At 64.9% G+C, this 21,362-nt stretch carries 24 protein-coding genes and 1 pseudogene; 13 read left to right on the top strand and 12 right to left on the bottom strand.

Annotation, left to right across the window (positions count from 1 at the left end; all coding sequences use genetic code 11):
* On the top strand, window positions 1-167 hold a 167-nt coding region (locus F6X59_RS28315; RefSeq protein ID WP_152959351.1), incomplete at its 5' end, for a DUF3077 domain-containing protein.
* Between the two features lie 75 nt (window positions 168-242).
* On the opposite strand, the gene kdsA is transcribed toward F6X59_RS28315, so the two are convergent.
* Together kdsA and F6X59_RS28305 are read right to left on the bottom strand one after the other, a co-directional pair.
* On the bottom strand, window positions 243-1,085 hold the full coding sequence (gene kdsA / locus F6X59_RS28310) for a 3-deoxy-8-phosphooctulonate synthase (protein WP_152959350.1): 843 nt from the start codon (window positions 1,083-1,085) through the stop codon (window positions 243-245).
* 57 nt (window positions 1,086-1,142) lie between these two features.
* Window positions 1,143-2,144 (bottom strand): NADP-dependent oxidoreductase, encoded by a 1,002-nt coding sequence (locus F6X59_RS28305; protein ID WP_152959349.1) that lies wholly within the window; start codon window positions 2,142-2,144, stop codon window positions 1,143-1,145.
* Between the two features lie 172 nt (window positions 2,145-2,316).
* Between F6X59_RS28305 and F6X59_RS28300 the strand changes: the two genes are divergently transcribed.
* Window positions 2,317-3,078, top strand: coding sequence for an SDR family oxidoreductase (locus F6X59_RS28300; protein ID WP_152959348.1), 762 nt, complete (start codon window positions 2,317-2,319; stop codon window positions 3,076-3,078).
* Window positions 3,079-3,168: 90 nt separating this feature from the next.
* A complete protein-coding gene (locus F6X59_RS28295; protein WP_152959347.1) occupies window positions 3,169-3,996 on the top strand; it encodes a lipopolysaccharide biosynthesis protein in 828 nt (275 codons plus the stop codon).
* 9 nt (window positions 3,997-4,005) lie between these two features.
* Here the strand turns inward: F6X59_RS28295 and F6X59_RS28290 are convergent, their stop codons facing one another.
* Window positions 4,006-5,166 carry an MFS transporter gene (locus F6X59_RS28290; RefSeq protein ID WP_152959346.1) on the bottom strand — a complete coding sequence of 387 codons (1,161 nt, stop codon included), beginning with the start codon at window positions 5,164-5,166 and terminating at the stop codon, window positions 4,006-4,008.
* Window positions 5,167-5,283: 117 nt separating this feature from the next.
* On the opposite strand from F6X59_RS28290, the gene F6X59_RS28285 reads away from it, so the two are divergent.
* The 3 genes and pseudogenes from F6X59_RS28285 to F6X59_RS29085 all read left to right on the top strand — a co-directional run bounded on the left by F6X59_RS28285 (window position 5,284) and on the right by F6X59_RS29085 (window position 8,736).
* The gene (locus F6X59_RS28285; protein ID WP_152959345.1) at window positions 5,284-6,672 is read left to right on the top strand and encodes a PLP-dependent aminotransferase family protein; all 1,389 of its coding nucleotides are present in this window, start codon (window positions 5,284-5,286) and stop codon (window positions 6,670-6,672) included.
* 126 nt (window positions 6,673-6,798) lie between these two features.
* A pseudogene (locus F6X59_RS29090) lies at window positions 6,799-7,875 on the top strand (HAMP domain-containing protein); the annotation flags it as partial.
* Window positions 7,855-8,736, top strand: a complete 882-nt coding sequence (locus F6X59_RS29085; protein ID WP_371858380.1) for a methyl-accepting chemotaxis protein — start codon at window positions 7,855-7,857, stop codon at window positions 8,734-8,736. The pseudogene F6X59_RS29090 and the gene F6X59_RS29085, both read left to right, overlap by 21 nt.
* A 63-nt stretch (window positions 8,737-8,799) precedes the next feature.
* On the opposite strand, the gene F6X59_RS28275 is transcribed toward F6X59_RS29085, so the two are convergent.
* The gene (locus F6X59_RS28275) at window positions 8,800-9,990 is read right to left on the bottom strand and encodes a benzoate/H(+) symporter BenE family transporter (protein ID WP_152959343.1); all 1,191 of its coding nucleotides are present in this window, start codon (window positions 9,988-9,990) and stop codon (window positions 8,800-8,802) included.
* 146 nt (window positions 9,991-10,136) lie between these two features.
* Here F6X59_RS28275 and F6X59_RS28270 point away from each other — a divergent pair, with 146 nt between their 5' ends.
* On the top strand, window positions 10,137-10,739 hold the full coding sequence (locus F6X59_RS28270; protein ID WP_152959342.1) for a glutathione S-transferase family protein: 603 nt from the start codon (window positions 10,137-10,139) through the stop codon (window positions 10,737-10,739).
* Between the two features lie 57 nt (window positions 10,740-10,796).
* Here the strand turns inward: F6X59_RS28270 and F6X59_RS28265 are convergent, their stop codons facing one another.
* The 5 genes from F6X59_RS28265 to F6X59_RS28245 all read right to left on the bottom strand — a co-directional run bounded on the left by F6X59_RS28265 (window position 10,797) and on the right by F6X59_RS28245 (window position 13,456).
* Window positions 10,797-11,162 carry a glutathione S-transferase N-terminal domain-containing protein gene (locus tag F6X59_RS28265; RefSeq protein WP_152959341.1) on the bottom strand — a complete coding sequence of 122 codons (366 nt, stop codon included), beginning with the start codon at window positions 11,160-11,162 and terminating at the stop codon, window positions 10,797-10,799.
* Window positions 11,163-11,220: 58 nt separating this feature from the next.
* Entirely contained in the window at window positions 11,221-11,766 is a 546-nt protein-coding gene (gene folE, locus F6X59_RS28260) for a GTP cyclohydrolase I FolE (protein ID WP_103449647.1), read from the bottom strand.
* Between the two features lie 70 nt (window positions 11,767-11,836).
* Window positions 11,837-12,397: a Smr/MutS family protein gene (locus tag F6X59_RS28255; protein ID WP_152959340.1), complete on the bottom strand. Its 561-nt coding sequence runs from the start codon at window positions 12,395-12,397 to the stop codon at window positions 11,837-11,839.
* 59 nt (window positions 12,398-12,456) lie between these two features.
* Window positions 12,457-12,777 (bottom strand): hypothetical protein, encoded by a 321-nt coding sequence (locus F6X59_RS28250; protein ID WP_152959339.1) that lies wholly within the window; start codon window positions 12,775-12,777, stop codon window positions 12,457-12,459.
* Between the two features lie 88 nt (window positions 12,778-12,865).
* Entirely contained in the window at window positions 12,866-13,456 is a 591-nt protein-coding gene (locus F6X59_RS28245; protein ID WP_085675474.1) for a cysteine hydrolase family protein, read from the bottom strand.
* Window positions 13,457-13,636: 180 nt separating this feature from the next.
* Here F6X59_RS28245 and prmB point away from each other — a divergent pair, with 180 nt between their 5' ends.
* Entirely contained in the window at window positions 13,637-14,545 is a 909-nt protein-coding gene (gene prmB / locus F6X59_RS28240) for a 50S ribosomal protein L3 N(5)-glutamine methyltransferase (protein WP_372240568.1), read from the top strand.
* A gap of 37 nt (window positions 14,546-14,582) precedes the next feature.
* On the opposite strand, the gene F6X59_RS28235 is transcribed toward prmB, so the two are convergent.
* Together F6X59_RS28235 and F6X59_RS28230 are read right to left on the bottom strand one after the other, a co-directional pair.
* Window positions 14,583-15,371, bottom strand: coding sequence for a hypothetical protein (locus tag F6X59_RS28235; protein ID WP_152959338.1), 789 nt, complete (start codon window positions 15,369-15,371; stop codon window positions 14,583-14,585).
* Between the two features lie 102 nt (window positions 15,372-15,473).
* Window positions 15,474-16,436, bottom strand: a complete 963-nt coding sequence (locus F6X59_RS28230; RefSeq protein WP_152959337.1) for an alpha/beta hydrolase — start codon at window positions 16,434-16,436, stop codon at window positions 15,474-15,476.
* 142 nt (window positions 16,437-16,578) lie between these two features.
* Here F6X59_RS28230 and aroC point away from each other — a divergent pair, with 142 nt between their 5' ends.
* The 3 genes from aroC to F6X59_RS28215 all read left to right on the top strand — a co-directional run bounded on the left by aroC (window position 16,579) and on the right by F6X59_RS28215 (window position 19,494).
* The gene (aroC, locus tag F6X59_RS28225) at window positions 16,579-17,670 is read left to right on the top strand and encodes a chorismate synthase (protein ID WP_152959336.1); all 1,092 of its coding nucleotides are present in this window, start codon (window positions 16,579-16,581) and stop codon (window positions 17,668-17,670) included.
* A gap of 133 nt (window positions 17,671-17,803) precedes the next feature.
* Window positions 17,804-18,958: an MFS transporter gene (locus F6X59_RS28220; RefSeq protein WP_152959335.1), complete on the top strand. Its 1,155-nt coding sequence runs from the start codon at window positions 17,804-17,806 to the stop codon at window positions 18,956-18,958.
* Window positions 18,958-19,494 (top strand): oxidase, encoded by a 537-nt coding sequence (locus tag F6X59_RS28215; protein WP_152959334.1) that lies wholly within the window; start codon window positions 18,958-18,960, stop codon window positions 19,492-19,494. The genes F6X59_RS28220 and F6X59_RS28215 overlap by 1 nt, the downstream gene beginning before the upstream one ends.
* 124 nt (window positions 19,495-19,618) lie before the next feature.
* On the opposite strand, the gene F6X59_RS28210 is transcribed toward F6X59_RS28215, so the two are convergent.
* Window positions 19,619-19,891 carry a DUF3509 domain-containing protein gene (locus F6X59_RS28210; protein ID WP_027596016.1) on the bottom strand — a complete coding sequence of 91 codons (273 nt, stop codon included), beginning with the start codon at window positions 19,889-19,891 and terminating at the stop codon, window positions 19,619-19,621.
* Window positions 19,892-20,158: 267 nt separating this feature from the next.
* On the opposite strand from F6X59_RS28210, the gene F6X59_RS28205 reads away from it, so the two are divergent.
* Together F6X59_RS28205 and F6X59_RS28200 are read left to right on the top strand one after the other, a co-directional pair.
* Complete coding sequence (locus F6X59_RS28205) at window positions 20,159-20,683, top strand: ankyrin repeat domain-containing protein (RefSeq protein WP_152959333.1); 525 nt, start codon at window positions 20,159-20,161, stop codon at window positions 20,681-20,683.
* 60 nt (window positions 20,684-20,743) lie between these two features.
* Window positions 20,744-21,274 (top strand): hypothetical protein, encoded by a 531-nt coding sequence (locus tag F6X59_RS28200; RefSeq protein WP_152959332.1) that lies wholly within the window; start codon window positions 20,744-20,746, stop codon window positions 21,272-21,274.
* Window positions 21,275-21,362 lie beyond the last annotated feature (88 nt).

Here is a 21,362-nt window from a genome sequence, read left to right as displayed (position 1 = left end):
CCTGCCGGGATGCCCGCGAGCAGGCCTCGGAGTTGATGGGCTATGTAAGAGAGCTGACCATCATCGGCCTGATGGATGAAAAGCCCATGATGATCTGGGCCTCGCACTACCTGAGTGCGATGGCCAAGGCACTGATGGATGATGCTGAGCTAGGCATGGCGCGATGAAGCGATAGATCAGAGGCTGAAAAAAGGGCCGGTATGCAGTGCATGCCGGCCCTTTTTGCATTGCGCGGGGTTGAATCAGGCAATAACCAGCGGCTGGAAGCCCTTGATCAGGTCATCCAGCGCCTTGATCTGCGCCAGGAACGGCTCCAGCTTGTCCAGCGGCAGGGCGCTCGGGCCGTCGCACTTGGCCTGGTCCGGGTTCGGGTGAGCCTCCAGGAACAGCCCGGCCAGGCCAACCGCCATGCCGGCACGCGCCAGGTCGACCACCTGCTCGCGGCGGCCACCCGAGGCAGCACCCGATGGGTCGCGGTTCTGCAGGGCGTGGGTCACGTCGAAGATGATCGGCAGGTTGTCGCAGGTGCGCTTCATCACGCCAAAGCCCAGCATGTCGACCACCAGGTTGTCGTAGCCCATGCAGGTACCGCGGTCGCACAGGATCAGCTGGTCGTTACCGGCTTCCTTGAACTTGTGCACGATGTTCTGCATCTGCGACGGGCTGAGGAACTGCGGCTTCTTGATGTTGACCGGCTTGCCGGTCTTGGCCAGTGCCACCACCAGGTCGGTCTGGCGGGCCAGGAACGCGGGAAGCTGCAGCACATCGACCACTTCGGCCACCGGGGCGCACTGGTAGATCTCGTGCACGTCGGTGATGATCGGTACGCCGAACTCGGCCTTCACCTTCTCGAAGATACGCAGGCCTTCTTCCATGCCCGGGCCACGGTAGGAGTGGATCGAGGAGCGGTTGGCCTTGTCGAAGCTGGCCTTGAACACGTAAGGGATGCCCAGTTTCTCGGTAACCCGAACGTACTCGGCGCAGGCGGTCAGGGCCAGGTCCTCGGACTCGAGCACGTTGATGCCGCCGAAGAGGACGAACGGGGCGGTGTTGGAGCACTCGATGGTGGGGGTGATCTTGATCATGGTCTACTCTGCAAATCCCAGTCACTGGTTTCAGTGGCGATAGCCAATCTTACAGACTCACACCTTCAACACCAACTTGCCGAAGTTCTCGCCGCTGAACAGCTTGAGCAGCGTCTCGGGGAACGTCTCCAGGCCATCCACCACATCCTCCTTGCTCTTGACCTTGCCCGTGGCCAGCCAGCCGGCCATTTCCTGCGCGGCCTTGCCATAGTCCTTGGCGTGGTCCATCACCACGAAACCTTCCATGCGGGCGCGGTTCACCAGCAGCGCCAGGTAGTTGGCCGGGCCTTTGACGGCTTCCTTGTTGTTGTACTGGCTGATGGCGCCGCAGATGACGATGCGCGCCTTGAAGTTGATGCGGGTGAGCACGGCGTCGAGGATGTCGCCGCCGACGTTGTCGAAGTACACGTCGACGCCTTTGGGGCATTCGCGCTTCAGGCCGGCCAGCACGTCTTCGGCCTTGTAGTCGATCACGCCGTCGAAGCCCAGTTCGTCCTTGAGGTACTGGCACTTCTGCGCGCCACCGGCGATGCCGACCACACGGCAGCCCTTGAGCTTGGCGATCTGGCCGACGATGCTGCCCACCGCGCCGGCCGCACCGGAGATGACCACGGTTTCGCCGGCCTTGGGCTGGCCAACTTCAAGCAGGGCGAAGTAGGCGGTCATGCCGGTCATGCCCAAAGCCGAGAGGTAGCGGGGCAACGGCGCCAGGCTGGGGTCGATCTTGTGCAGGCCCTGGGGTTCGCCGGTGAAGTAGTCCTGCACCCCGAGGGCGCCGCTGACATGGTCACCGGGCTTGTAGTCCGGGTGGTTGGAAGCGACCACTTCGCCCACACCCAGGGCGCGCATCACCTGGCCGAGGGCGACGGGCGGGATATACGACTTGCCTTCGTTCATCCAGCCGCGCATGGCTGGGTCCAGCGACAGATACAGGTTGCGTACCTGGATCTGGCCGGCGGCGGGGGCTTCGGCGGGCACCGTCTCGAAGGTGAAATCGTCACGGCGCACGGCGCCGACCGGGCGTTTGGCAAGCAGGAAGCGGCGGTTGGTCTGGGTCATGGCAGGTCCTTGTGGGCGATGAGGCACAGCGGTCAATTTAACCTGCTGATGCAGGTTGGTCCGCAAAATCACTGGTAAGCATGGTAGCCCAACCGCTGCCTTGATGATGCTGCCCAGCCGGGCGGTGGGCTGACTAGACTCAGGGCCCATCCATCACCCTCAGGAGCAGACGATGAGCATGACCTTTTCCGGCCAGGTAGCCCTGGTCACTGGCGGTGCAGCAGGTATTGGCCGGGCGACGGCATTGGCCTTTGCCCGCGAGGGCCTGAAGGTGGTAGTGGCTGATCTCGACGCGGCCGGGGGCGAGGCCACGGTGGCCTTGATTCGCGAAGCGGGTGGCGAGGCGCTGTTCGTGGCCTGTGACGTAACCCAGGACGCCCAGGTGCGCCGGTTGCATGAGCGCGCTATCGAGGCGTATGGCCGGCTGGACTACGCCTACAACAATGCCGGCATCGAGATCGAACAGGGGCGCCTGGCCGAAGGCAGCGAGGCCGAGTTCGACGCCATCATGGGGGTCAACGTCAAAGGCGTGTGGCTGTGCATGAAATACCAGCTGCCACTGCTGCTGGCCCAGGGCGGTGGCGCGATCGTCAACACCGCCTCGGTGGCGGGCCTGGGCGCTGCGCCGAAGATGAGCATCTACGCCGCCTCCAAGCATGCGGTGATCGGCCTGACCAAATCGGCGGCCATCGAGTATGCCAAGAAGGGTATCCGGGTGAATGCCGTGTGCCCGGCGGTGATCGACACCGACATGTTCCGCCGTGCCTACGAGGCAGACCCGCGCAAGGCTGAGTTTGCCGCCGCGATGCACCCGGTAGGGCGTATTGGCAAGGTCGAGGAAATTGCCAGTGCGGTGCTCTACTTGTGCAGTGACGGGGCGGCGTTCACTACCGGGCATAGCCTGGCCGTGGATGGTGGGGCTACTGCGATCTGAACTTCGGCTGGTGCAGGTCGTACGCCTCGTGTATAGGCGGTTTGCTGATTCGCTGTGTATACTTTGGCTCTTCAGGTTTTGGAAAGCGACATGGAGACAGTCAGCGCCCAAAAGCCCGGCTGCCATGCCTCGATATTGGATTTTGCGGCTTGCCGGGGTATAGCCGAAGGACCCGTGTTCATCGTGGCATCGGGAGCATCTGCCAAGGGCTTCCCACTGCAGCATTTCGCTGGTGTGCCGATGATCACCGTCAACGGCGCGATTTCGATGTTCGCCGACCATGGCGTGCGTCCTTACTTCTATGTGTGCACCGACACCGGGTTTGCGCAGCAGCAGCCTGAGCTCTACGCCAAGGCGGTACGGCTCAGCCAGCGGTTGGCGATCTGGCCAGATGAAGTCGATACTTTGCCGGAGCCAATCAACGGGCAGGTCTTCCCGTTGGCCAAGGCAGCCCGCTCGAGCCTGCAGGAATCGCTGTTCAACCCCGACCCATTGCTGGTGCGCAGCCGGGTTTTATGGGGCAGCCGCTCGCGTTCGGTAGGTTTCAGCAAAGATCTGTCGCTGGGGTTTTTCGATGCACGTACGGTAGCTTATGCGGCGTTACAGCTTGCCTATCACCTGGGTTTCAATCAGGTTTTCCTGGTGGGTGTAGACCTCGACCAGGCAGTAGGGCGCTTTTATGAAACGCCGGGCCAGGCGGCTTCTCGCTGCCATCTGGACGAGTCCTATGAGCGGCGCATCCTGCCCTCGCTGAAGCTGATGGCCGACCGGGTTGTGAACGAGCACTTCGCCGTCTACAACCTTTCTGCCACATCGAAGATCCCGGCGGCGGTCATCCCCAAGATCAGCCTCGATCAGGCCGAGAGGCTTATCCTCGGCCGCGCGTCTCAGGCGTTCTTGTGCAGCCACCCCGCGTGACTCGAAGCTTTACCGGTTGATTGCCTGATGCCCGCTTTGCCTTGCGCCTTGTAACGAACCGGCAACCGCCATGCACCCCACCAGCAAGACCCCGCCAAACCCCTGCAAGGCCACACCCGAGCCCAGGCGGTCGCTCAGTACCCCGGTCAGGATCACCGGCACGCTGAAGCCCAGGTAGGCCAGCAGGAAGAACCCTGCGCTGGCGCGGGTCTTCTCGGCCCCGGCCAACTCGTTCACTGCCGCCAGCCCGCCGAGGTAGATGAACCCATAGCAGGCGCTGCTGGTCGCCACCGTGCCGGCCAGTACGGCCCAGAGGTGGCCATTGTGCGCGCCCCAGGCCAGCAAGGCATAGCTGCACGGCAGGATCGCCATGCCCAGCAGGGTGGCCGAGCGGCTGGACATGCGCCGGGCCAGAGGCTGGAACAGCAGGCCGCAGCTGATCACGCAGAACGTCGAAAACCCCGACCAGTCGCTCAGGCCATGCTGGCGCAGGATGCCGGGCAGCAGGGCGATCACCAGCCCGACGCAGGCCCAGGCCAGCAGAATGGCCAGGCCATACACCACGCTGCCGCGCGGGTAGCAGGGCAGGCGCAGCATGGCACTGCGCTGTGCCGGTCGCGGGTCGGGCAAGCGCCACACCAGCAGCAGCGCCACTGCGCCTAGCAGCAATTGCAAGTGGAAGCTGCCGGGCGTCAGGCTCGGGCCGCGCAGCAGGAACAGGCTGGTCAGTGCAGCGCCGAGGCCAAAGCCCAGTGAGGTGCTGGCGGTGACCCAATTGGCGGCGCGGGCGCTGCTGCTGGCGCCCATCAGTTCCGCCATGTAGGCGGTTGCCGTGGCCGAGGCCAGGCCGGTGCCCAGGCCCAGGAAGAAGCGAGCCACGCCCAGCGTCTGCAGGCTCGGTGCGAACAGCATGAGCAAGGTGGCAACCATCGACAGCGCGAGCGCGGCGAGGATCAGTGGCCGTCGCCCGACCCGGTCGGCCAGTCCGCCCAGGGCCAGCAACACCGGCAGCACGCCCAGTACGTAGCCGGAGAAGGCCACTGCTGTGGCGGCGGCGCCTTGGCCGGAGAGATCGGCGTAGGTGATGTAGAGCGGGGCCTGCAGGTTGACTGCCAGGGTGATCAGGCACAGGGCGAAGGCCAGCAGGGCGGGGGAGTGGCGCGGGGGCATGGGATGGTCCTGGTTCTCGGTGCAGCAGACATTGCCCTGGGCCCAAGTATCCAACAAGGCACACCCAAGCCGCATTTATGCTTAACTGTTCGCTCAAAACAACCAATCACTTAGCCCATGCACTTCACCCTCGACCGCCAAAGCCCCACTGCGCTGGTGCAGCAACTCACCGACCACCTGCAAGCCTGGATCGAACAGCAGCGCCTGCGCCCTGGTGCCCGCCTGCCGTCGATCCGTACCCTGGCCCGCAGCCAGTCGGTCAGTGCTTCCTGCGTGATCGAGGCCTACGACCGCCTGGTCGCCAGCGGTTGGTTGGAAGCGCGACACGGCACTGGCTTTTTCGTTGCCGAGCGCAAAGCCGCCCTCGAAGCCGACAATCCACCGGTGTGGGGCGAGGCGGGCGATGGCAGCTGGCGCCAGTTCCGCGAAGGCCATGACGAACTGCTCAAGCTCGGTTGCGGCTGGCTGCCGAACAGCTGGCGCGCAGACGTCGAACTGGCCCAGGCGATCCGCCAGGTCAGCCGCGGCAACCCCCAGGACCTGTTCGACTACTGCCCGCCGCTAGGCCTGGCCAGCCTGCGCCAGCACTTGCACAAGCGCCTGGCGCGGTTGGACATCGCTGCCGGCCCCGAGCGCATCCTCACCACCCAGGGTGCCAGCCATGGCCTCGACCTGCTGGTGCGTACCTTGTTACGCCCCGGCGATACCGTGCTGGTGGAAAACCCTGGTTACTACAACCTCTACAACCTGCTGCGCCAGCATCAGGTGCACATGCTGCCGGTGCCGCGCACAGCGGCCGGCCCTGACCTGGCGGTGCTCGAACGCCTGCTGGCCGAGCACCGCCCGCGCTGCCTGTTCACCAACAGCCTGTACCACAACCCCACCGGCACCAGCCTTGCGCCCAAGGTTGCCTATCGCTTGCTGGAGCTGGCTCGCGAGCATGACCTGCGCATCATCGAGGACGATATCTACGCCGACTTCCAGGAAGGCCCGGCCACCCGCCTGGCCACCCTCGACAGCGAGCAGCGGGTGATCTACCTGGCCAGTTTCTCCAAGACCCTGAGCAGTTCGTTGCGGGTCGGCTACCTGGTGGCCGACGCCCCCTTGCTGGCGCGCCTGGCCGAGCTGAAGATGGTCAGCGGCATCGGCACTTCACGCTTCGCCGAGCAGGTGGTCGGCCAGATGCTGGCCAACGGTAGTTACCGCAAGAGCGTGCAGCGCCTGCGGGTGCGCCTGGGGCAACACATGGCCAAGTTGCTCGGCCAACTGGAACAGTATGGCTGGCAGGTGTTCTGCGAACCGTATGGCGGCATGTTCGTCTGGGCGCGGGTACCCGGGCGTGACTTCGCCAGCCTAGAGCGCCTGGCGCTGGAGCATGCGGTGTTGCTCACCCCGGGCAGCGCCTTCGACTACCAGGGCGCCAGCAGCGACTGGCTGCGCATCAATGTCGCCTACGGGCAGGACACCCGCGCCCAAGGCTTCCTTCAGCACGCAGGGCGACCTTGAGCTAGCTGATCGCGACACGCTCATAGCTATTTGACACCATTTTGGCGCCCACCTCTTGTTTGCAGGGCAACAAGGTTGCCACGCTTGGCCCTTGGCAAAACCTTGCACGGTGAAGGGGAATCGGTGATGGCGACGAGCAGGCACGGTGTTCTGGCCAACCTGGGCATGGCCCGCAAACTGGGCCTGGGTTTTGCCCTGGTGTTGCTGCTGACCGTCGCGGTGGCGGCCATCGGCATCGCGGCGCTGCACAGCGTTGGCCAGCGCTTCGACGGCCTGCGCCAGCTGGGCCAGATCAATACCGACCTGCTGCGGCTGCGCCAGCACGAGCAGGCCTTTGCCCTGCGCTCCGACATCAAGGAGGCCGAGGCCTTGCGCAGCGGCCTGCAGAACCTTGCCGAGCGCGCCCGCAGCCTGCCTGCGCTGGCGGCGGCCGAGGCAGACCTCTCGGCTTACGGCGAGGCCTTCGAAGCCTTCGTCGAAGCGGTGCAGGCCAAGGAGCTGGCGCTGGACATGGCCAGTTGGTCGGTGTCCAGCGTGGCCAACAACCTCGATGTGTTGCAGTCCGGCCTGGCTGACGATGCCACCTACACCCTCAAGCAGTCCCAGGGCCAGCAAGGTGGCGAGTTCCTCGAACAGGCCGGGCAGGTGGCACAGGTGTCGCGGCTGATGCTGCAGGCCATGGATGAAGCGCGGGTACGCCTGGACAAGAGCCGCAAGGGCGAGGAGGGGGAGCAAGGCCGCATCGCCCAGACGGTCGAGGCGGCGCAGCTGGTCGAACAGCTCAAGGCTGCTGTCGCTGACGCGGGTTACCAGAGTGTCCTCGGCGAGGTGGCCGGGCACATTGCCAGCTTCTCCGACAAGCTCAATGAATACACCGACCTGCTGGGCAAGGAGCAAGGCATCAAGGCGCAGTTGCAGGCGCGTGCCGAGCAGGTCACGGGGCGGGTCGACCAGGCCTATGCCGCCGATCAGCAAGCCATGCAGGCTGAACTGGCGCGCAACAGCCTGGCCATTGCCCTGGCCACCGGGCTGGCGTTGCTGGTGGGCATCCTTGCTGCCTGGCTGATTACCCGCGCCGTGGTCGGCCCGCTCAAGCGCGTGATCGGCCGTGCCCAGCGCATTGCCGCAGGTGAGTTGAGCCTGGAGAGCGAGGCGGCGCGCAGTGATGAAGTCGGCCAGTTGATGCAAGCCATGCAGCAGATGGCCGCCGGGCTGTCTGGCGTGGTCAGTGGCCTGCAGCAAGGTATCGAGCAGCTGGCCGGCAGCGCCCAGGCGTTGTCGGCGGTGACCGAACAGACCAACCGCGAAGTTGGCAGCCAAAAGGAAGAGACCGAGCAGGTGGCCACCGCCATGCAGCAGATGACCGCCACCGTGCACGACGTGGCGCGCAATGCCGAAGAAGCTGCACAGGCGGCGCAGGCCGCCGACGACAAGGTTGACGCCGGCCAGCGCGTGGTGCGCGAGAGCATGCAGCGCATCGAACAATTGGCCACGGCAGCGGACACCGCCAGCGCCGGCATCGACAGCCTGAGTGCCGAGATCCACACCATTGGTGATGTGCTGGAGGTGATCAAGAGCGTGGCCGAGCAGACCAACCTGCTGGCGCTCAACGCGGCCATCGAAGCGGCCCGGGCGGGTGAGCAGGGGCGTGGTTTTGCGGTGGTGGCCGACGAGGTGCGGGCGCTGGCCCGGCGCACCCGGCAGTCGACCGAGGAAATCGAACGTCTGGTGGCCAGCCTGCGCGGCAATGCCCAGCAGTCGGTGGCGCAGATCCGCGGCAGTACCGAGCTGGTGCGCCTGGCCGTGGCCGATGCGCTGCAGACCGAAAGTGCGCTGGGCAGTATTGCGGTGGCGGTGTCGTTGATTCAGCAGATGAACCAGCAGATTGCGGCGGCGGCCGAGCAGCAGAGTTCAGTGGCCGAAGAGATCAGCCGCAGCGTGACGCAGATCCGCGGCAGCGCCGACCAGGCGGCGCTGGCGATGCAGGACAATGCCCGGTCCAGTATCGAACTGGCTCAGTTGGGTAATGACCTAAAGGGCATGGTTGGCCACTTCAGGCTGTGACTGCCTGTGCTGGACTCTTCGCGGGTAAACCCGCGAAGAGTCCAGCACAGGCGATAAAGATCTTCAGGCCTTGCGCGGATTGAGGATCAGCAAGGTCAACACCCCCGCCACAATCCCCCAGAACGCCGAACCAATCGAGAACAGCGTCAACCCTGAAGCCGTCACCATGAAGGTAATCAGCGCCGCTTCCCGCTCCCGTGCCTCGCTCATGGCCACGGTCAACCCGTTCATGATCGAGCCGAACAGCGCCAACGCCGCAATCGACAGCACCAGCTCCTTCGGCAGCGCCGCGAACAGTGCCGCCAGGGTGGCGCCGAACGTACCGGCAATGCCATAGAAGATCCCGCACCACACCGCCGCGGTATAGCGTTTGCTCGGGTCTTCATGGGCATGCGGCCCGGTGCAGATCGCCGCGCTGATCGCCGCCAGGTTGACCCCGTGCGAGCCGAACGGTGCCAGCAGCAGCGAAGCCAGGCCCGTCGTTGAAATCAGCGGCGAGGCGGGCACCTGGTAGCCGTCGGCGCGCAGCACGGCCACGCCAGGCATGTTCTGCGAAGTCATGGCCACCACGAACAGCGGAATGCCGATACTGATGGTCGCAGCCAGCGAGAAGCTTGGCGTGGTCCACACCGGGGTGGCCACCTCCAGTTTGAAACCGCTGAAGTCCAGCAGGCCGAGGGCGCCGGACAACGCCGTGCCCACCAGCAAGGCGGCCAGCACGCAGTAGCGCGGCGACAGGCGCTTGACCAGCAGGTAGCTGAAGAACATGCCCAGTACCAGCAGGGTGCGGTGCTGGGCGGCAACGAAGATTTCGCTGCCGATCTTGAACAGGATCCCGGCCAGCAAGGCCGAGGCCAGCGACGCCGGAATGCGCTTGACCAGGCGCTCGAAGCTGCCGGTCAGGCCGCAGATCAGCACCAGCACCGCACAGGTGATGTAGGCACCGATGGCCTCGCTGTAACTGACCCCGCCCAGGCTGGTGATCAGCAGCGCCGCACCGGGGGTCGACCAGGCCACGGTGATGGGGGTGCGATAGCGCAGCGACAGGCCGATGCTGCACACCGCCATGCCGATCGACAGCGCCCAGATCCACGAAGAAATCTGCGCGTTGGTCAGGCCGGCTGCCTGGCCGGCCTGGAACATCAGCACCAGTGAACTGGTGTAGCCGGTGAGCATGGCGATGAAGCCGGCGACCACCGCCGACGGGGAGGTGTCTGCCAGGGGCCGCAGGCGTGCGGAGGTGGCATCGGTCATTGGGTTGGGTCCTTGTCCATGTGTAAGCAGTTTTTTCAGACTAACGCGGGCCGGATTGATCCTTGCCATACAGCAGGCATTGCTTTTAGCCGTACAGTCGCCAACTATTGGGCAAGTTTTCGCAACTGCATGGGAGGGGACGGTCGATGTTCAAGGTGTATGGTGACTACCAGTCGGGCAACTGCTACAAGGTCAAGCTGATGCTCAGCCTGCTTGACCGCCCGTATGAGTGGCAGGCGGTGGATATCCTCAAGGGCGAGACCGAAACCCCTGAGTTTCTGGCCATGAACCCCAACGGCAAGGTGCCGGTGCTCAAGCTCGAGGACGGTACCTGCCTGTGGGAGTCGAACGCCATCCTCAACTACCTGGCCGACGGCAGCGAATTCCTGCCCAGCGAGCCGCGCCTGCGGACCCAGGTGTTGCAGTGGCAGTTCTTCGAGCAGTACAGCCATGAGCCGTACATTGCCGTGGCGCGCTTCATCCAGTTCTACCTGGGGCTGCCGGACGAGCGCGTGGAGGAATACCGCAAGCTGCACAAGGGCGGTTACAAGGCGTTGAAGGTGATGGAGCGGCAGTTGCAGATGACGCCGTATCTGGTCGGCGACCAGTACTCGATCGCCGATGTGGCGCTGTATGCCTACACCCATGTGGCGCATCAGGGCGGGTTCGACCTGGCCGATTACCCAGCGGTGCGCGCCTGGCTTGAGCGGGTGGCCAGCCATCCGCGGCATGTGCCGATGGTCGACTGAGCTGGCACGCCCCTGTGGGAGCCGGCAAGCGCGGCTCCCACAAGGGGCGCGCAGGGCTTACGCGAAGCGCTTGTCCAGATAGGCAATGATGGCCTTGGATTCATACATCCAGGTCACTTTGCCCGCTTCTTCGATACGCAGGCACGGCACTTTCACCCGGCCGCCACCTTCGAGCAGCGCCTGGCGATGCACGTCGTCGTTCTTGGCATCACGCAAAGCCACCGGCACGTTCAGGCGGTGCAGGGTACGGCGGGTCTTCACGCAGAAAGGGCAGGCATGGAACTGGTACAGCGCGAGGCCCTTGGCCTCCTGCTCGACATGTGCCTGGGCCGCCACATCACGCTTCTGCTTGGCCGGGCGGCTGATCCAGTCGCCGAACACGATGAGCTGGCCGAGGCCGACCCGCAGGGCTTTGACGATCATGGGCTACTCCTGAAATGAAAAAGCCGACCCCTGGGGGCCGGCTTGGGATATGCGCCGATCACTTGATCAGGCTGAGAAACTCGCTGCGAGTCGAGGCGTTTTCACGGAACTCACCCAGCATCACCGACGTGAGCATGGTCGAATTCTGCTTTTCCACGCCACGCATCATCATGCACATGTGCTTGGCTTCGATGACCACCGCCACGCCAGCGGCGCCGGTCACCTGCTGCACAGCCTCGGCGATCTGGCGGCTGAGGTTTTCCTGGATCTGCAGGCGGCGGGCGAACATGTCGACGATGCGCGCGACCTTCGACAGGCCCAGGACCTTGCCCTTGGGCAGGTAGGCGACGTGGGCCTTGCCGATGAAAGGCAGCATGTGGTGTTCGCACATCGAATACAGCTCGATGTCCCGGACCAGCACCATCTCGCTGTTGTCGGAGGTGAACAGCGCGCCGTTGGTGACTTCTTCCAGCGTCTGCTCGTAACCGCGGCAAAGGTACTTCATGGCCTTTGCAGCCCGCTTGGGCGTGTCGAGCAGGCCCTCACGGGAGACGTCCTCGCCAAGTTGGCTGAGGATCTCGGTGTAGTTCTGTTCCAGGGACATGTATCTACCTGTGGGTAAAAATCGCAAAAAGGAAGGTTACGGCGCCGCGCGCGGCGCTGCAAGCACGGCGTTACTCGTCGCGGCCTTCCATCATGGTTCGCTTGAGCATCACATACACCGCGCCAGTGCCGCCATGGCGGGCCTGGCACGAGGTGAAACCGAGCACTTGCGGGTGCTGGCGCAGCCAGGTGTTGACGTGGCTCTTGATCATCGGGCGCTTGCCGTCCAGGCGTGCGGCCTTGCCGTGGGTCACCCGTACACAGCGCACTTCGAGCTTGGTGGCTTCGGCGATGAAGGCCCACAGGGTTTCACGGGCCTTCTCCACGCTCATGCCATGCAGGTCGAGGCTGCCCTCGAAGGCGATCTGGCCGAGCTTGAGCTTGCGGATCTGGCTTTCCTGCACGCCGTCGCGGCGCCACATCAGCTCGTCTTCGGCACCAACGTCAATGACGAACTGGTCGGACAGGCCGTCGATCACCAGGGCCTGGTCACTGCGCACGGTAGCGGCCTGGCGCAGGCCGGCCAGCTGTTTGCGGTCGGTTTTCGGCTTGCCCACGTCAGCGCGGTCGTGCTTGATCGGCTTGACGCCGCGCACTTCGGCGCTGAACAGGGAAAAATCGTCGTCTTGCATGGTGCCTCCACGTGGGCGGCGTAGTTTACGCGATCAACCCTGTGGCGTCTGCATCGGCCTCAGTCGTGCTTTTTCATCAGGTGCGGCGACAGGTTCAGCTCGCGTCCGCGGCGCAGGCGGATACGGCTGCGCCGCCAGAAGCGCACGCCAAAGTACAGCAGCAGCAGCCCGGCCACGGCGAGGATGCTGGCCAGCGGGCGGTTGGCATTGAGTTCGGCCAGGGCGGTGTAGTTGCCGAGCAGCCCGGCGATGCCGGCCATGGCCAGCAGCACGCCGAACGTGGCGATCAGGGCCGACAGGCCGGCGGCAATGCGCGCACCCCAGTTACGCGGTTCACGCGGGCGCAGACGCTTGGCGTCGAAACTGCCTTTGAGCTTCATTCCAGTTTCCTCTGTGGACATCCGGAATTCGACCTGGGGCCGGCCCTTGGGTTCCGCCCGGCTGCCGGGCGGTCATCGCAACGTCAGCTCAGATCAGGCTGGCGGTAGGGGCGACACAGGCGAAGTTGTCGGCCATCACGGCCATCTCGCACGCGTGGATCTGCGCGGCGGGGATCACCTGGTCCTTCAGCGCCAGGTCGCGGGTTGCCGAGGCGTCTTCCACCAGGGTGCAACGATAACCATAGTCCTTGGCGCGGCGCACGGTGGTGCTGACGCTGGAGTGGCTCATGAAGCCGCAGACGATCAGGTCCAGGTGCCCCAGCGCCTGCAGGGTGTCGTGCAGCTTGGTGTTCTTGAAGGCGTTGGGCATGCGCTTTTCGATGACGATTTCACCTTCGCGCGGCTCCAGGCCCGGGATGAACTGGCCGGCCGGGCCTTGCGGGTCGAAGCGCCCGCCAACGGTACCGAGGTGGCGAACGTGGATGATCGGACGGCCGGCCTTGCGGGCGGCGTCGAGCAACCGGGCGATGTTGGCCACGGCCTCGTCCATGCCCGACAGTTGCAGAGGACCGCTCAGGTATTCCTTCTGCGCATCGATGATGATCAGGCTGGCTTGGCTCAGCTTGGCCGGCGGATAGTCGCGGCCAGTGAGGCGGAACATCGTGGTTGGAACGGACATCAAGGGCTCCTTGGGTAGGGCTTTTGTATACCTATTCTCCCTTGCCTTGGCGCCAATGGGAATGGTTGACATCGCAAGCGGCGTGTTTACTGGCCTGTGGCCTGTCGTCGGGGCATCGCGGGGAACAAATCTGCGGGTGGGGCTGTTAGACTTTTGTACGTTCTGAATTAGGAGTACCCCGTGATCACATCTCGTCTGCGCACGTTGCGCGACCATATCCGCTGGGCGGTCAGCCGCTTCCACGAGCACGAGCTGTTCTTCGGCCACGGCGCCGACAATGCCTGGGACGAGGCCCGCCTGCTGGTGCTGGGCGCCGTGCACCTGCCATGGGAAATCGCCGACAGCTACCTGGACTGCCAACTGGAGGACGATGAGCGGGTACGCCTGCAACACCTGCTCAAGCGCCGCATCGAAGACCGCGTGCCGACCGCCTATCTGTTGGGCGAAGCCTGGTTCTGCGGCATGTCGTTCATCGTCGACGAGCGCGTGCTGGTGCCCCGTTCACCGATCGGCGAGCTGATCGAAAAGCGCTTCGAGCCGTGGCTGGCCCAGGAGCCGGCACGCATCCTCGACCTGTGCACTGGCTCCGGTTGCATCGGCATCGTGGCTGCCGAAGTGTTCCCCGAAGCTGAAGTGGTGCTGGCCGACCTGTCGTTCGACGCACTCGAAGTGGCCAACCAGAACATCGAGCGCCATGGCCTCGACGAGCGCGTGTTCACCGTGCAGGGTGACGGCTTCGCCGGCCTGCCGGGGCAGCGTTTCGACCTGATCCTGTCCAACCCGCCGTATGTCGACGCCGAGGACTTCGGCGACATGCCGGCCGAATATCACCACGAGCCGGAAATGGGCCTGGCCTGCGGCAACGACGGCCTGGACCTGGTGCGGCGGATGCTGGCCGAGGCGGGCGACCACCTGACCGAGAAAGGTTTGCTGATCGTTGAGGTTGGCAACAGCCAGGTGCATGTCGAGGCGCTGTACCCGGAAGTGGACTTCGCCTGGCTGGAATTCGAGCGTGGCGGGCATGGCGTGTTCATGCTGACTGCCGAGCAGTGCCGTCAGCACCAGGAGCTGTTCAAGGCTCGCGTCTGACGTTGGGCTGCGGGGGCCGCACAGCGGCCCCGGATCCTTACCGGGTAGCGATCCAGATCAGCAACCCCGCCTGGAACACGGCAAACGCCACCAGGCAGGTGATGGTAAAGCGCAACCCGCTGTCCTCGCGCCGATACTTGGCCACCCGCTCATCGCGCTCGCGCAGTTGCCCCTCTTTTTCCAGCAACTGCTGCTCGGCCTGTTGCAGCATCCCCGCCGTATCGAGAATCCCCAACTGCTGCACCTTTTCGGTATTCCAGCCGCCCTTGAGCTGGCTCACCGTGGTGTCGAGGGTGCGACCCTTGAGGTGCTGCGGGTCGGCGTATTCCACTTCCATGCCGCTGGCGGTGATGAAACGGTCGCGGCGCAGGCGGGTGTCCTCGTTCAGCGCATCCTTGTTGGGTAGCGCCATGCCTTCGACCCGGTAGTTCGAACAGCGGCGCTGCAGCCACTGCACGGCCTGGCCGAGCATGAAGCGGCCGAGGCCACGGTTCAGCGGCTCCAGTTGCAGGCCGCTGTCGCTGCCCAGGGTCACCAGGCGCTCGGCGTGATCCACCCGCACATCCAGCTGGTTCTGCTCCTTGCGCACTTTCTGCCCGGGCAGGCGGATTTCCATGCGCAGCAGGCTGTGGGCCTTGTCATGGCGCTCGGCGTAGGCGAACTCGACGAAGCGCAATGGCCGTGCACCGCTGTTGCGGTCGGTGGGCAAGGGCGCCAGACGCAGCAGCTGGAAGTGTTCGACGGCAAGGTCGGCCCAGGGCAGGGCGGCAGGCTCCGGGGCCTGTGGCTCTTCGGCCGGTTCGACGGCGGCGGGGGCATCGGTCATCAAGGCATTTCCTCAGGTACGGGCGGGTGCTGATCGGGGCGCAAAGCGGCCTCAATCAGCACCGATACCGCGTTATCGGCAGGTTTTGCCGATGTTTGAGGGTCAGGCCGATGGCAACTGGTGAATGAAGCTGACCACCCGCTCACCGAGCTCCCGTGCCAGGGGCAATTCCGGGTTGAGGTAGCTGTCACGCTGCAGGTGCATGTCCTTGGGGCTGATGCGCAGCATGTGGTTCATGCCGTCGATCAGTACCAGTTGGGCATCCGGCTTGGCCGCCTTGAGGCGTTCGGCGTCGGTCACGTCGACCTGCACGTCGTTACGGCCTTGCACGATCAGCGCAGGCATCGGCAAGCGGGCAAAGGCCTGCGCTGGGTCCTGCTGGAGCAAGGTGATCAGGTAGGGCTGCACACTGGGGCGGAACACCTGGCGCAGCGGTGCCGGCACGTCCAGGCTGGTCTGCCCGGCCTGCAGGCGGTCGAGCAGGGCGCTGCCACCGGCCAGCTGCGCTGGCGACATGCGCTGGGCCAGTTGCTCGCGCAGCACGTCCGCCAGGGGCCGGCCCATACCTGCCAGGGTGATCACTGCGCTGGCGCCGGCACGCTCGGCGGCCAGGCTGGCGATCAGCGCCCCTTCGCTGTGGCCGACCAGGATCAGCGGGCCGAAGCGTGGGTCGGCCTTGAGCTTGCGGCTCCAGGCCACCACGTCGTCGACGTAGCGTTGCACGCTGAGGTCGCGCTCATCGGGCGTGGCCGGCTGGCTGGCCGCCACCCCGCGCTTGTCGTAGCGGACGCTGGCGATGTGCTCGTTGGCCAGCACCAGGGCCAGGCGCTTGAGGTTGTCGACGCGCCCCGAGGCCGGGTTGTTGCCGTCGCGGTCGGTGGGGCCGGAGCCGGCGATGATCAGCACCACCGGCGGTGGCGTGGCCTGTTGCGGCAGCAGCAAGCTGCCGTGCAGCACGCCCTGGCCGGTGTCCAGGTCGATGGGGCGTTGCAGCACGGTCGGGGCAGCGGCCTGGGCCAGGCCGCTGCACAGCAGGAGGAAGAAGGCGACGAGGCGCGACATCATGCGGTACTACAGTGGGGAGATGCCGGTTTGACCCACTGTTTGCGGGAAGGTTCGCAGGCAAGGCCCGCGCCGCGCACAGACAGCCATTCCATCTGTATACTGCCCGCTTTCGTTCATCTCAGGCAGATTTCGCGGAGCGTCCATGTCCGGCAATACCTACGGCAAGCTGTTCACTGTCACCACCGCTGGCGAAAGCCATGGCCCGGCGTTGGTCGCCATTGTCGATGGTTGCCCACCTGGCCTGGAAATCTCCCTCGCCGACCTGCAGCACGACCTCGACCGGCGCAAGCCCGGCACCAGCCGGCACACCACCCAGCGCCAGGAAGCCGACGAAGTCGAGATCCTCTCCGGGGTGTTCGAAGGCCGCACCACCGGCTGCTCGATCGGCCTGCTGATCCGCAACACCGACCAGAAGTCCAAGGACTACTCGGCGATCAAGGACCTGTTCCGCCCGGCCCACGCCGACTACACCTACCACCACAAATACGGCATCCGCGATTACCGTGGCGGCGGGCGCAGCTCGGCCCGGGAAACCGCCATGCGCGTGGCCGCCGGTGCCATCGCCAAGAAATACCTGGCCACCCAGGGCATCCAGGTGCGTGGCTACATGAGCCAGCTGGGCCCGATCGAAATCCCGTTCAAGTGCTGGGATTCGGTGGAGGAAAACGCCTTCTTCAGCCCCGACCCGAGCAAGGTGCCGGAGCTCGAGGCCTACATGGACCAGCTGCGCCGTGACCAGGACTCGGTCGGGGCGAAGATCACCGTGGTGGCCGAAGGCGTGATGCCAGGCCTGGGCGAGCCGATCTTCGACCGCCTCGACGCCGAGCTGGCCCACGCGCTGATGAGCATCAACGCGGTCAAGGGCGTGGAAATCGGCGCCGGTTTCGCCAGCGTTGCCCAGCGTGGCACCGAGCACCGTGACGAACTGACCCCGCAAGGTTTCCTCAGCAACAATGCCGGCGGCATCCTCGGTGGCATCAGCTCGGGCCAGCCGATCGTCGCCCACCTGGCGCTGAAGCCGACCTCCAGCATCACCACCCCGGGCCGTTCGATTGACGTCGATGGCAACCCGGTCGACGTCATCACCAAGGGCCGCCACGACCCGTGCGTCGGCATCCGCGCCACGCCGATCGCCGAAGCGATGATGGCCATCGTGCTGATGGACCACCTGCTGCGCCACCGTGCGCAGAATGCCGATGTGAAGGTCAACACCCCGGTGCTGGGCCAGCTCTGATTTAGCCAGGCCCGCCCCCTTCGCGGGTAAACCCGCTCCCACAGGGATCGCACAATTTTGGACATTGTGCTGATCCTGTGGGCGCGGGTTTACCCGCGAAGAGGCAGGTCCAGGCTCACACAAGGCCCATTCGATGCCCCCGATCCCCTACTGGCGCCTGTCCAGCTTCTACCTGTTCTACTTCGCCCTGCTGGGCTCCACCGCCCCGTTCCTGGCCTTGTACTTCGATCACCTGGGTTTCTCCCCGGCCCGCATCGGCGAGCTGGTGGCCATCCCCATGCTGATGCGCTGCATCGCCCCCAACCTGTGGGGCTGGCTCGGTGATCGCAGCGGCCAGCGCCTGTTGATCGTACGCCTGGGCGCCTTGTCGACCCTGGCCACCTTCTCGCTGATCTTCTTGGGCAAGAGTTACGCTTGGCTGGCGCTGGTGATGGCGCTGCACGCGTTCTTCTGGCACGCAGTGCTGCCGCAGTTCGAAGTCATCACCCTGGCTCACCTGCACGGGCAGACTTCGCGCTACAGCCAGGTGCGCCTGTGGGGCTCGATCGGCTTCATCCTCACCGTGGTCGGCCTGGGGCGGCTGTTCGAATGGCTGAGCCTGGACATCTACCCGGTGGCCCTGGTGACCATCATGGCCGGCATCGTCGTCGCTAGCCTGTGGGTGCCCAACGCCCAGCCGGTGGAGCAGGGTGAGCGCCGCGAGGCGGGCGGCTTCCTGCGCCAACTGACGGCGCCGGGGGTGATCGCCTTCTATATTTGCGTGGCGCTGATGCAGCTTAGCCACGGCCCGTACTACACCTTCCTCACCCTGCACCTCGAACACCTGGGCTACAGCCGCGGTGCCATCGGTTTGCTGTGGGCGCTGGGGGTGGTGGCCGAGGTGCTGATGTTCATGGTCATGAGCCGCCTGTTTGCCCGTTTCAGCGTGCAGCGGGTACTGCTGGTCAGCTTCCTGCTGGCAGCGCTGCGCTGGCTGCTGCTGGGCAACCTGGCGGCTGAGCCGGCGGTGCTGATCTTCGCCCAGTTGCTGCACGCGGCCACCTTCGGTTGCTTCCACGCCGCGTCGATCGCCTTCGTCCAGGCCAGTTTCGGTGCCCGCCAGCAAGGCCAGGGCCAGGCGCTGTACGCGGCGCTGTCGGGTACTGGCGGTGCGCTGGGCGCCTTGTATTCGGGCTACAGCTGGAAACTGCTGGGGCCGTCCTTCACCTTTGGTATGGCCAGTGCCGCAGCGCTGGCGGCAGCCGTTATCATTGTCACTCGTTCGAAATCGACCAGGACCAGCAGCTGATGAGCATCCTCTGTGTTTTCCACCCGTCCAGCCCGGACTTGCCGAACAAGGTGCTGACCCACCACGACGACATCGCCGCGACCCTGGCCGAGCAGGGCGTGCGCTTCAGCCACGGCCCGCTGGCGCTGCGTGTGCGCCCCGGCAGCAGCCAGGCTGAAGTGCTCGACGCCTGCCGTGGGCACCTCGACCAGTTGATGACGGCCCAGGGCAGCGCGGCGTTCACGCTGCTCAACCGTGATGGCCTCGACCCGACCCAGGTCGATGTGCGCGACGAGCATGTGCATGACAGCGACGAAGTGTTCGCCGTGGTGGCTGGCCGCGCGCAAGTCGGCCTGCGCCTGGGCGAGAACGTGTATGCGGTGTTGTGCGAGAAGGGTGACCAGCTGGTGGTGCCGGCGGGGACGCGGCGCTGGGTGGAGCTGGGGGACAATCCGTTCTGCCTGGCGTTGCGCCTGTTCGGCAGTGAGCAGGGCGTGGAGCCTCGGTTTACCGGCGATGTGACTGCTCGGGCGTTTCTTGGGATCGACGAGCTTTAGTGTCTGACCGGGCCCTATCGCGAGCTGCGCTCGCTCCTACAAAGGCACCCCGCCATCCCTATGGGCAATGCGATACCCCTGTAGGAGCGAGCAAAGCTCGCGATAGGGCCGGTACAGACAAACCTCAACGGTAAGTCGGCAGCGCAAACCGCTGCTGACTCTGCAGCATGGAAATCACCGGCAGCTCACTGGCCTGCTCGGCCAGGTCACGGCGAATGGCACTGATCGCCCAGGACAGCTGCTCGGCGCTGTGCAGCTGGCCGTAGGTCAGCACTCGGCGGGTCACCTTGCCGTCAGCGGCGCGCAGGGTCAGCAGCACGCCACCGTCAGGGCGGGGCTGGGTGGCGACCTGGTAGGCCGAAAACACCGAGACGAATTTTTCCTGGATAAGGTCCATATCAACTCCTGACTGTTGTGTGGGCAGACGTGAGTTGATCGTTGCAGTGACCGTGCCAGAACGGGAAGTCGGGGAAAGTCCAGTAAATACAGGGTGTTACGGAGGATTTTCAGAAGTGGCATCGTGCAGGCTGCATGGTCGTGCATTTTGCACAGTGCATTTTGCACGGTTCAGGCTTTACCTATCAGCCTCATAGAATCTGAACCTTTGACCGCTATGGCATGCCTGACAAAGACTTGGGCAATCATTTATGCCAGGAGGTTCCCGATGTCCACTCAACCCACCGCTACCGCCATGACCGATGACGAAACCGCCGCCTTTGCCGAACAGGTCTTCGAGCGTGCCCGCCAGGGCGACGCCGAGATGCTTGGGCGCCTGCTGGCCAGCGGCCTGCCGGCCAACCTGCGCAATCACAAGGGCGATACCTTGCTGATGCTGGCCAGCTACCACGGCCACCATGAAGCGGTGCGGGTGCTGTTGGCCCACGGTGCCGACCCGCTGATCGCCAACGACAACGGCCAGTTGCCAATCGCCGGTGCGGCGTTCAAGGGGGACCTGGCGATGATCCGCCTGCTGCTGGACAGTGGCGTGCCGGTGGATGCTGCCGCGCAGGACGGGCGTACCGCGTTGATGCTGGCGGCAATGTTCAACCGCGGCGAGATTCTCGACTACCTGCTGGCCCAGGGTGCCGACCCGGCGCGCCAGGACGCACGTGGCGCCACGGCGCTGACGGCGGCGCAGACCATGGGCGCAGTGGACGCGGCCGCACGCCTACAAGCGCTGGCCGGCTAACCGCCCGGGGGCATTTGCGGCTATCCTTGGCGACTTTTCACCCGTCGCAGGCCCCCTTTCATGAAAAACCAGTTGCTCGAATTCATCAGCCTCATCGGCGCCGGCTGCATGCGCGACGAGGACATCGAGCGCATCGCCGACGAGGCCGCCCAGGCCTACGCCGACCCCGCTGCCTTCCTCGCCGCCAACCCGGACATCAACTACGACGACAGCTTCCCGATCCCGCTGGGTGAATGGGTGGTGCTCGGTAGCCTGCCAGACACCGTGGTCTTCCAGGCTGACAGCTACCAGGAACTGTTCCAGCACATCAGTGATTCGTTCGACCAGAGCGTGCCGTTCACCCTCAAGCCCAAGCAACTGGCGCGTACCGAGCCGCTGACCGCACTCAACCGCATCCAGGTGCAGATGGGCGCGTTGAACAAGGAAGCCGGTGGCTATGTGCTGCTCAACTTCAGCCAGTTGCTCGATGACGAGTTGCAGATGGTGATGGTTGGCCAGCAGGACCTGGCGCGGGTGCTCGAGCTCGGGGCAGAGGTGGGGATCAAGGTGGAGCCGGCGCTGGAGGCGTTGAAGGTTGCGGTTCACGTTTGATTTGTGGCGCCTGTGAGATCGAGCGCCGCCCGCGCGGCGCATCGCGAGCAAGCTCGCTCCTACATTTGTTGCAACGTGGCCATGCCTG

Origin of the sequence: Pseudomonas sp. MN1F, from assembly GCF_009391885.1 — a bacterium.
Taxonomy (GTDB): domain Bacteria; phylum Pseudomonadota; class Gammaproteobacteria; order Pseudomonadales; family Pseudomonadaceae; genus Aquipseudomonas.
This window is presented reverse-complemented; position numbering and strand designations above follow the sequence as displayed.

Coding starts and splice junctions, on each gene's coding strand:
- kdsA (WP_152959350.1), bottom strand. CDS start 1,085: ATGATCAAGATCACCCCCACCATCGAGTGCTCCAACACCGCCCCGTTC.
- F6X59_RS28305 (WP_152959349.1), bottom strand. CDS start 2,144: ATGACCCAGACCAACCGCCGCTTCCTGCTTGCCAAACGCCCGGTCGGC.
- F6X59_RS28300 (WP_152959348.1), top strand. CDS start 2,317: ATGAGCATGACCTTTTCCGGCCAGGTAGCCCTGGTCACTGGCGGTGCA.
- F6X59_RS28295 (WP_152959347.1), top strand. CDS start 3,169: ATGGAGACAGTCAGCGCCCAAAAGCCCGGCTGCCATGCCTCGATATTG.
- F6X59_RS28290 (WP_152959346.1), bottom strand. CDS start 5,166: ATGCCCCCGCGCCACTCCCCCGCCCTGCTGGCCTTCGCCCTGTGCCTG.
- F6X59_RS28285 (WP_152959345.1), top strand. CDS start 5,284: ATGCACTTCACCCTCGACCGCCAAAGCCCCACTGCGCTGGTGCAGCAA.
- F6X59_RS29085 (WP_371858380.1), top strand. CDS start 7,855: ATGCAAGCCATGCAGCAGATGGCCGCCGGGCTGTCTGGCGTGGTCAGT.
- F6X59_RS28275 (WP_152959343.1), bottom strand. CDS start 9,990: ATGACCGATGCCACCTCCGCACGCCTGCGGCCCCTGGCAGACACCTCC.
- F6X59_RS28270 (WP_152959342.1), top strand. CDS start 10,137: ATGTTCAAGGTGTATGGTGACTACCAGTCGGGCAACTGCTACAAGGTC.
- F6X59_RS28265 (WP_152959341.1), bottom strand. CDS start 11,162: ATGATCGTCAAAGCCCTGCGGGTCGGCCTCGGCCAGCTCATCGTGTTC.
- folE (WP_103449647.1), bottom strand. CDS start 11,766: ATGTCCCTGGAACAGAACTACACCGAGATCCTCAGCCAACTTGGCGAG.
- F6X59_RS28255 (WP_152959340.1), bottom strand. CDS start 12,397: ATGCAAGACGACGATTTTTCCCTGTTCAGCGCCGAAGTGCGCGGCGTC.
- F6X59_RS28250 (WP_152959339.1), bottom strand. CDS start 12,777: ATGAAGCTCAAAGGCAGTTTCGACGCCAAGCGTCTGCGCCCGCGTGAA.
- F6X59_RS28245 (WP_085675474.1), bottom strand. CDS start 13,456: ATGTCCGTTCCAACCACGATGTTCCGCCTCACTGGCCGCGACTATCCG.
- F6X59_RS28235 (WP_152959338.1), bottom strand. CDS start 15,371: ATGACCGATGCCCCCGCCGCCGTCGAACCGGCCGAAGAGCCACAGGCC.
- F6X59_RS28230 (WP_152959337.1), bottom strand. CDS start 16,436: ATGATGTCGCGCCTCGTCGCCTTCTTCCTCCTGCTGTGCAGCGGCCTG.
- aroC (WP_152959336.1), top strand. CDS start 16,579: ATGTCCGGCAATACCTACGGCAAGCTGTTCACTGTCACCACCGCTGGC.
- F6X59_RS28220 (WP_152959335.1), top strand. CDS start 17,804: ATGCCCCCGATCCCCTACTGGCGCCTGTCCAGCTTCTACCTGTTCTAC.
- F6X59_RS28215 (WP_152959334.1), top strand. CDS start 18,958: ATGAGCATCCTCTGTGTTTTCCACCCGTCCAGCCCGGACTTGCCGAAC.
- F6X59_RS28210 (WP_027596016.1), bottom strand. CDS start 19,891: ATGGACCTTATCCAGGAAAAATTCGTCTCGGTGTTTTCGGCCTACCAG.
- F6X59_RS28205 (WP_152959333.1), top strand. CDS start 20,159: ATGTCCACTCAACCCACCGCTACCGCCATGACCGATGACGAAACCGCC.
- F6X59_RS28200 (WP_152959332.1), top strand. CDS start 20,744: ATGAAAAACCAGTTGCTCGAATTCATCAGCCTCATCGGCGCCGGCTGC.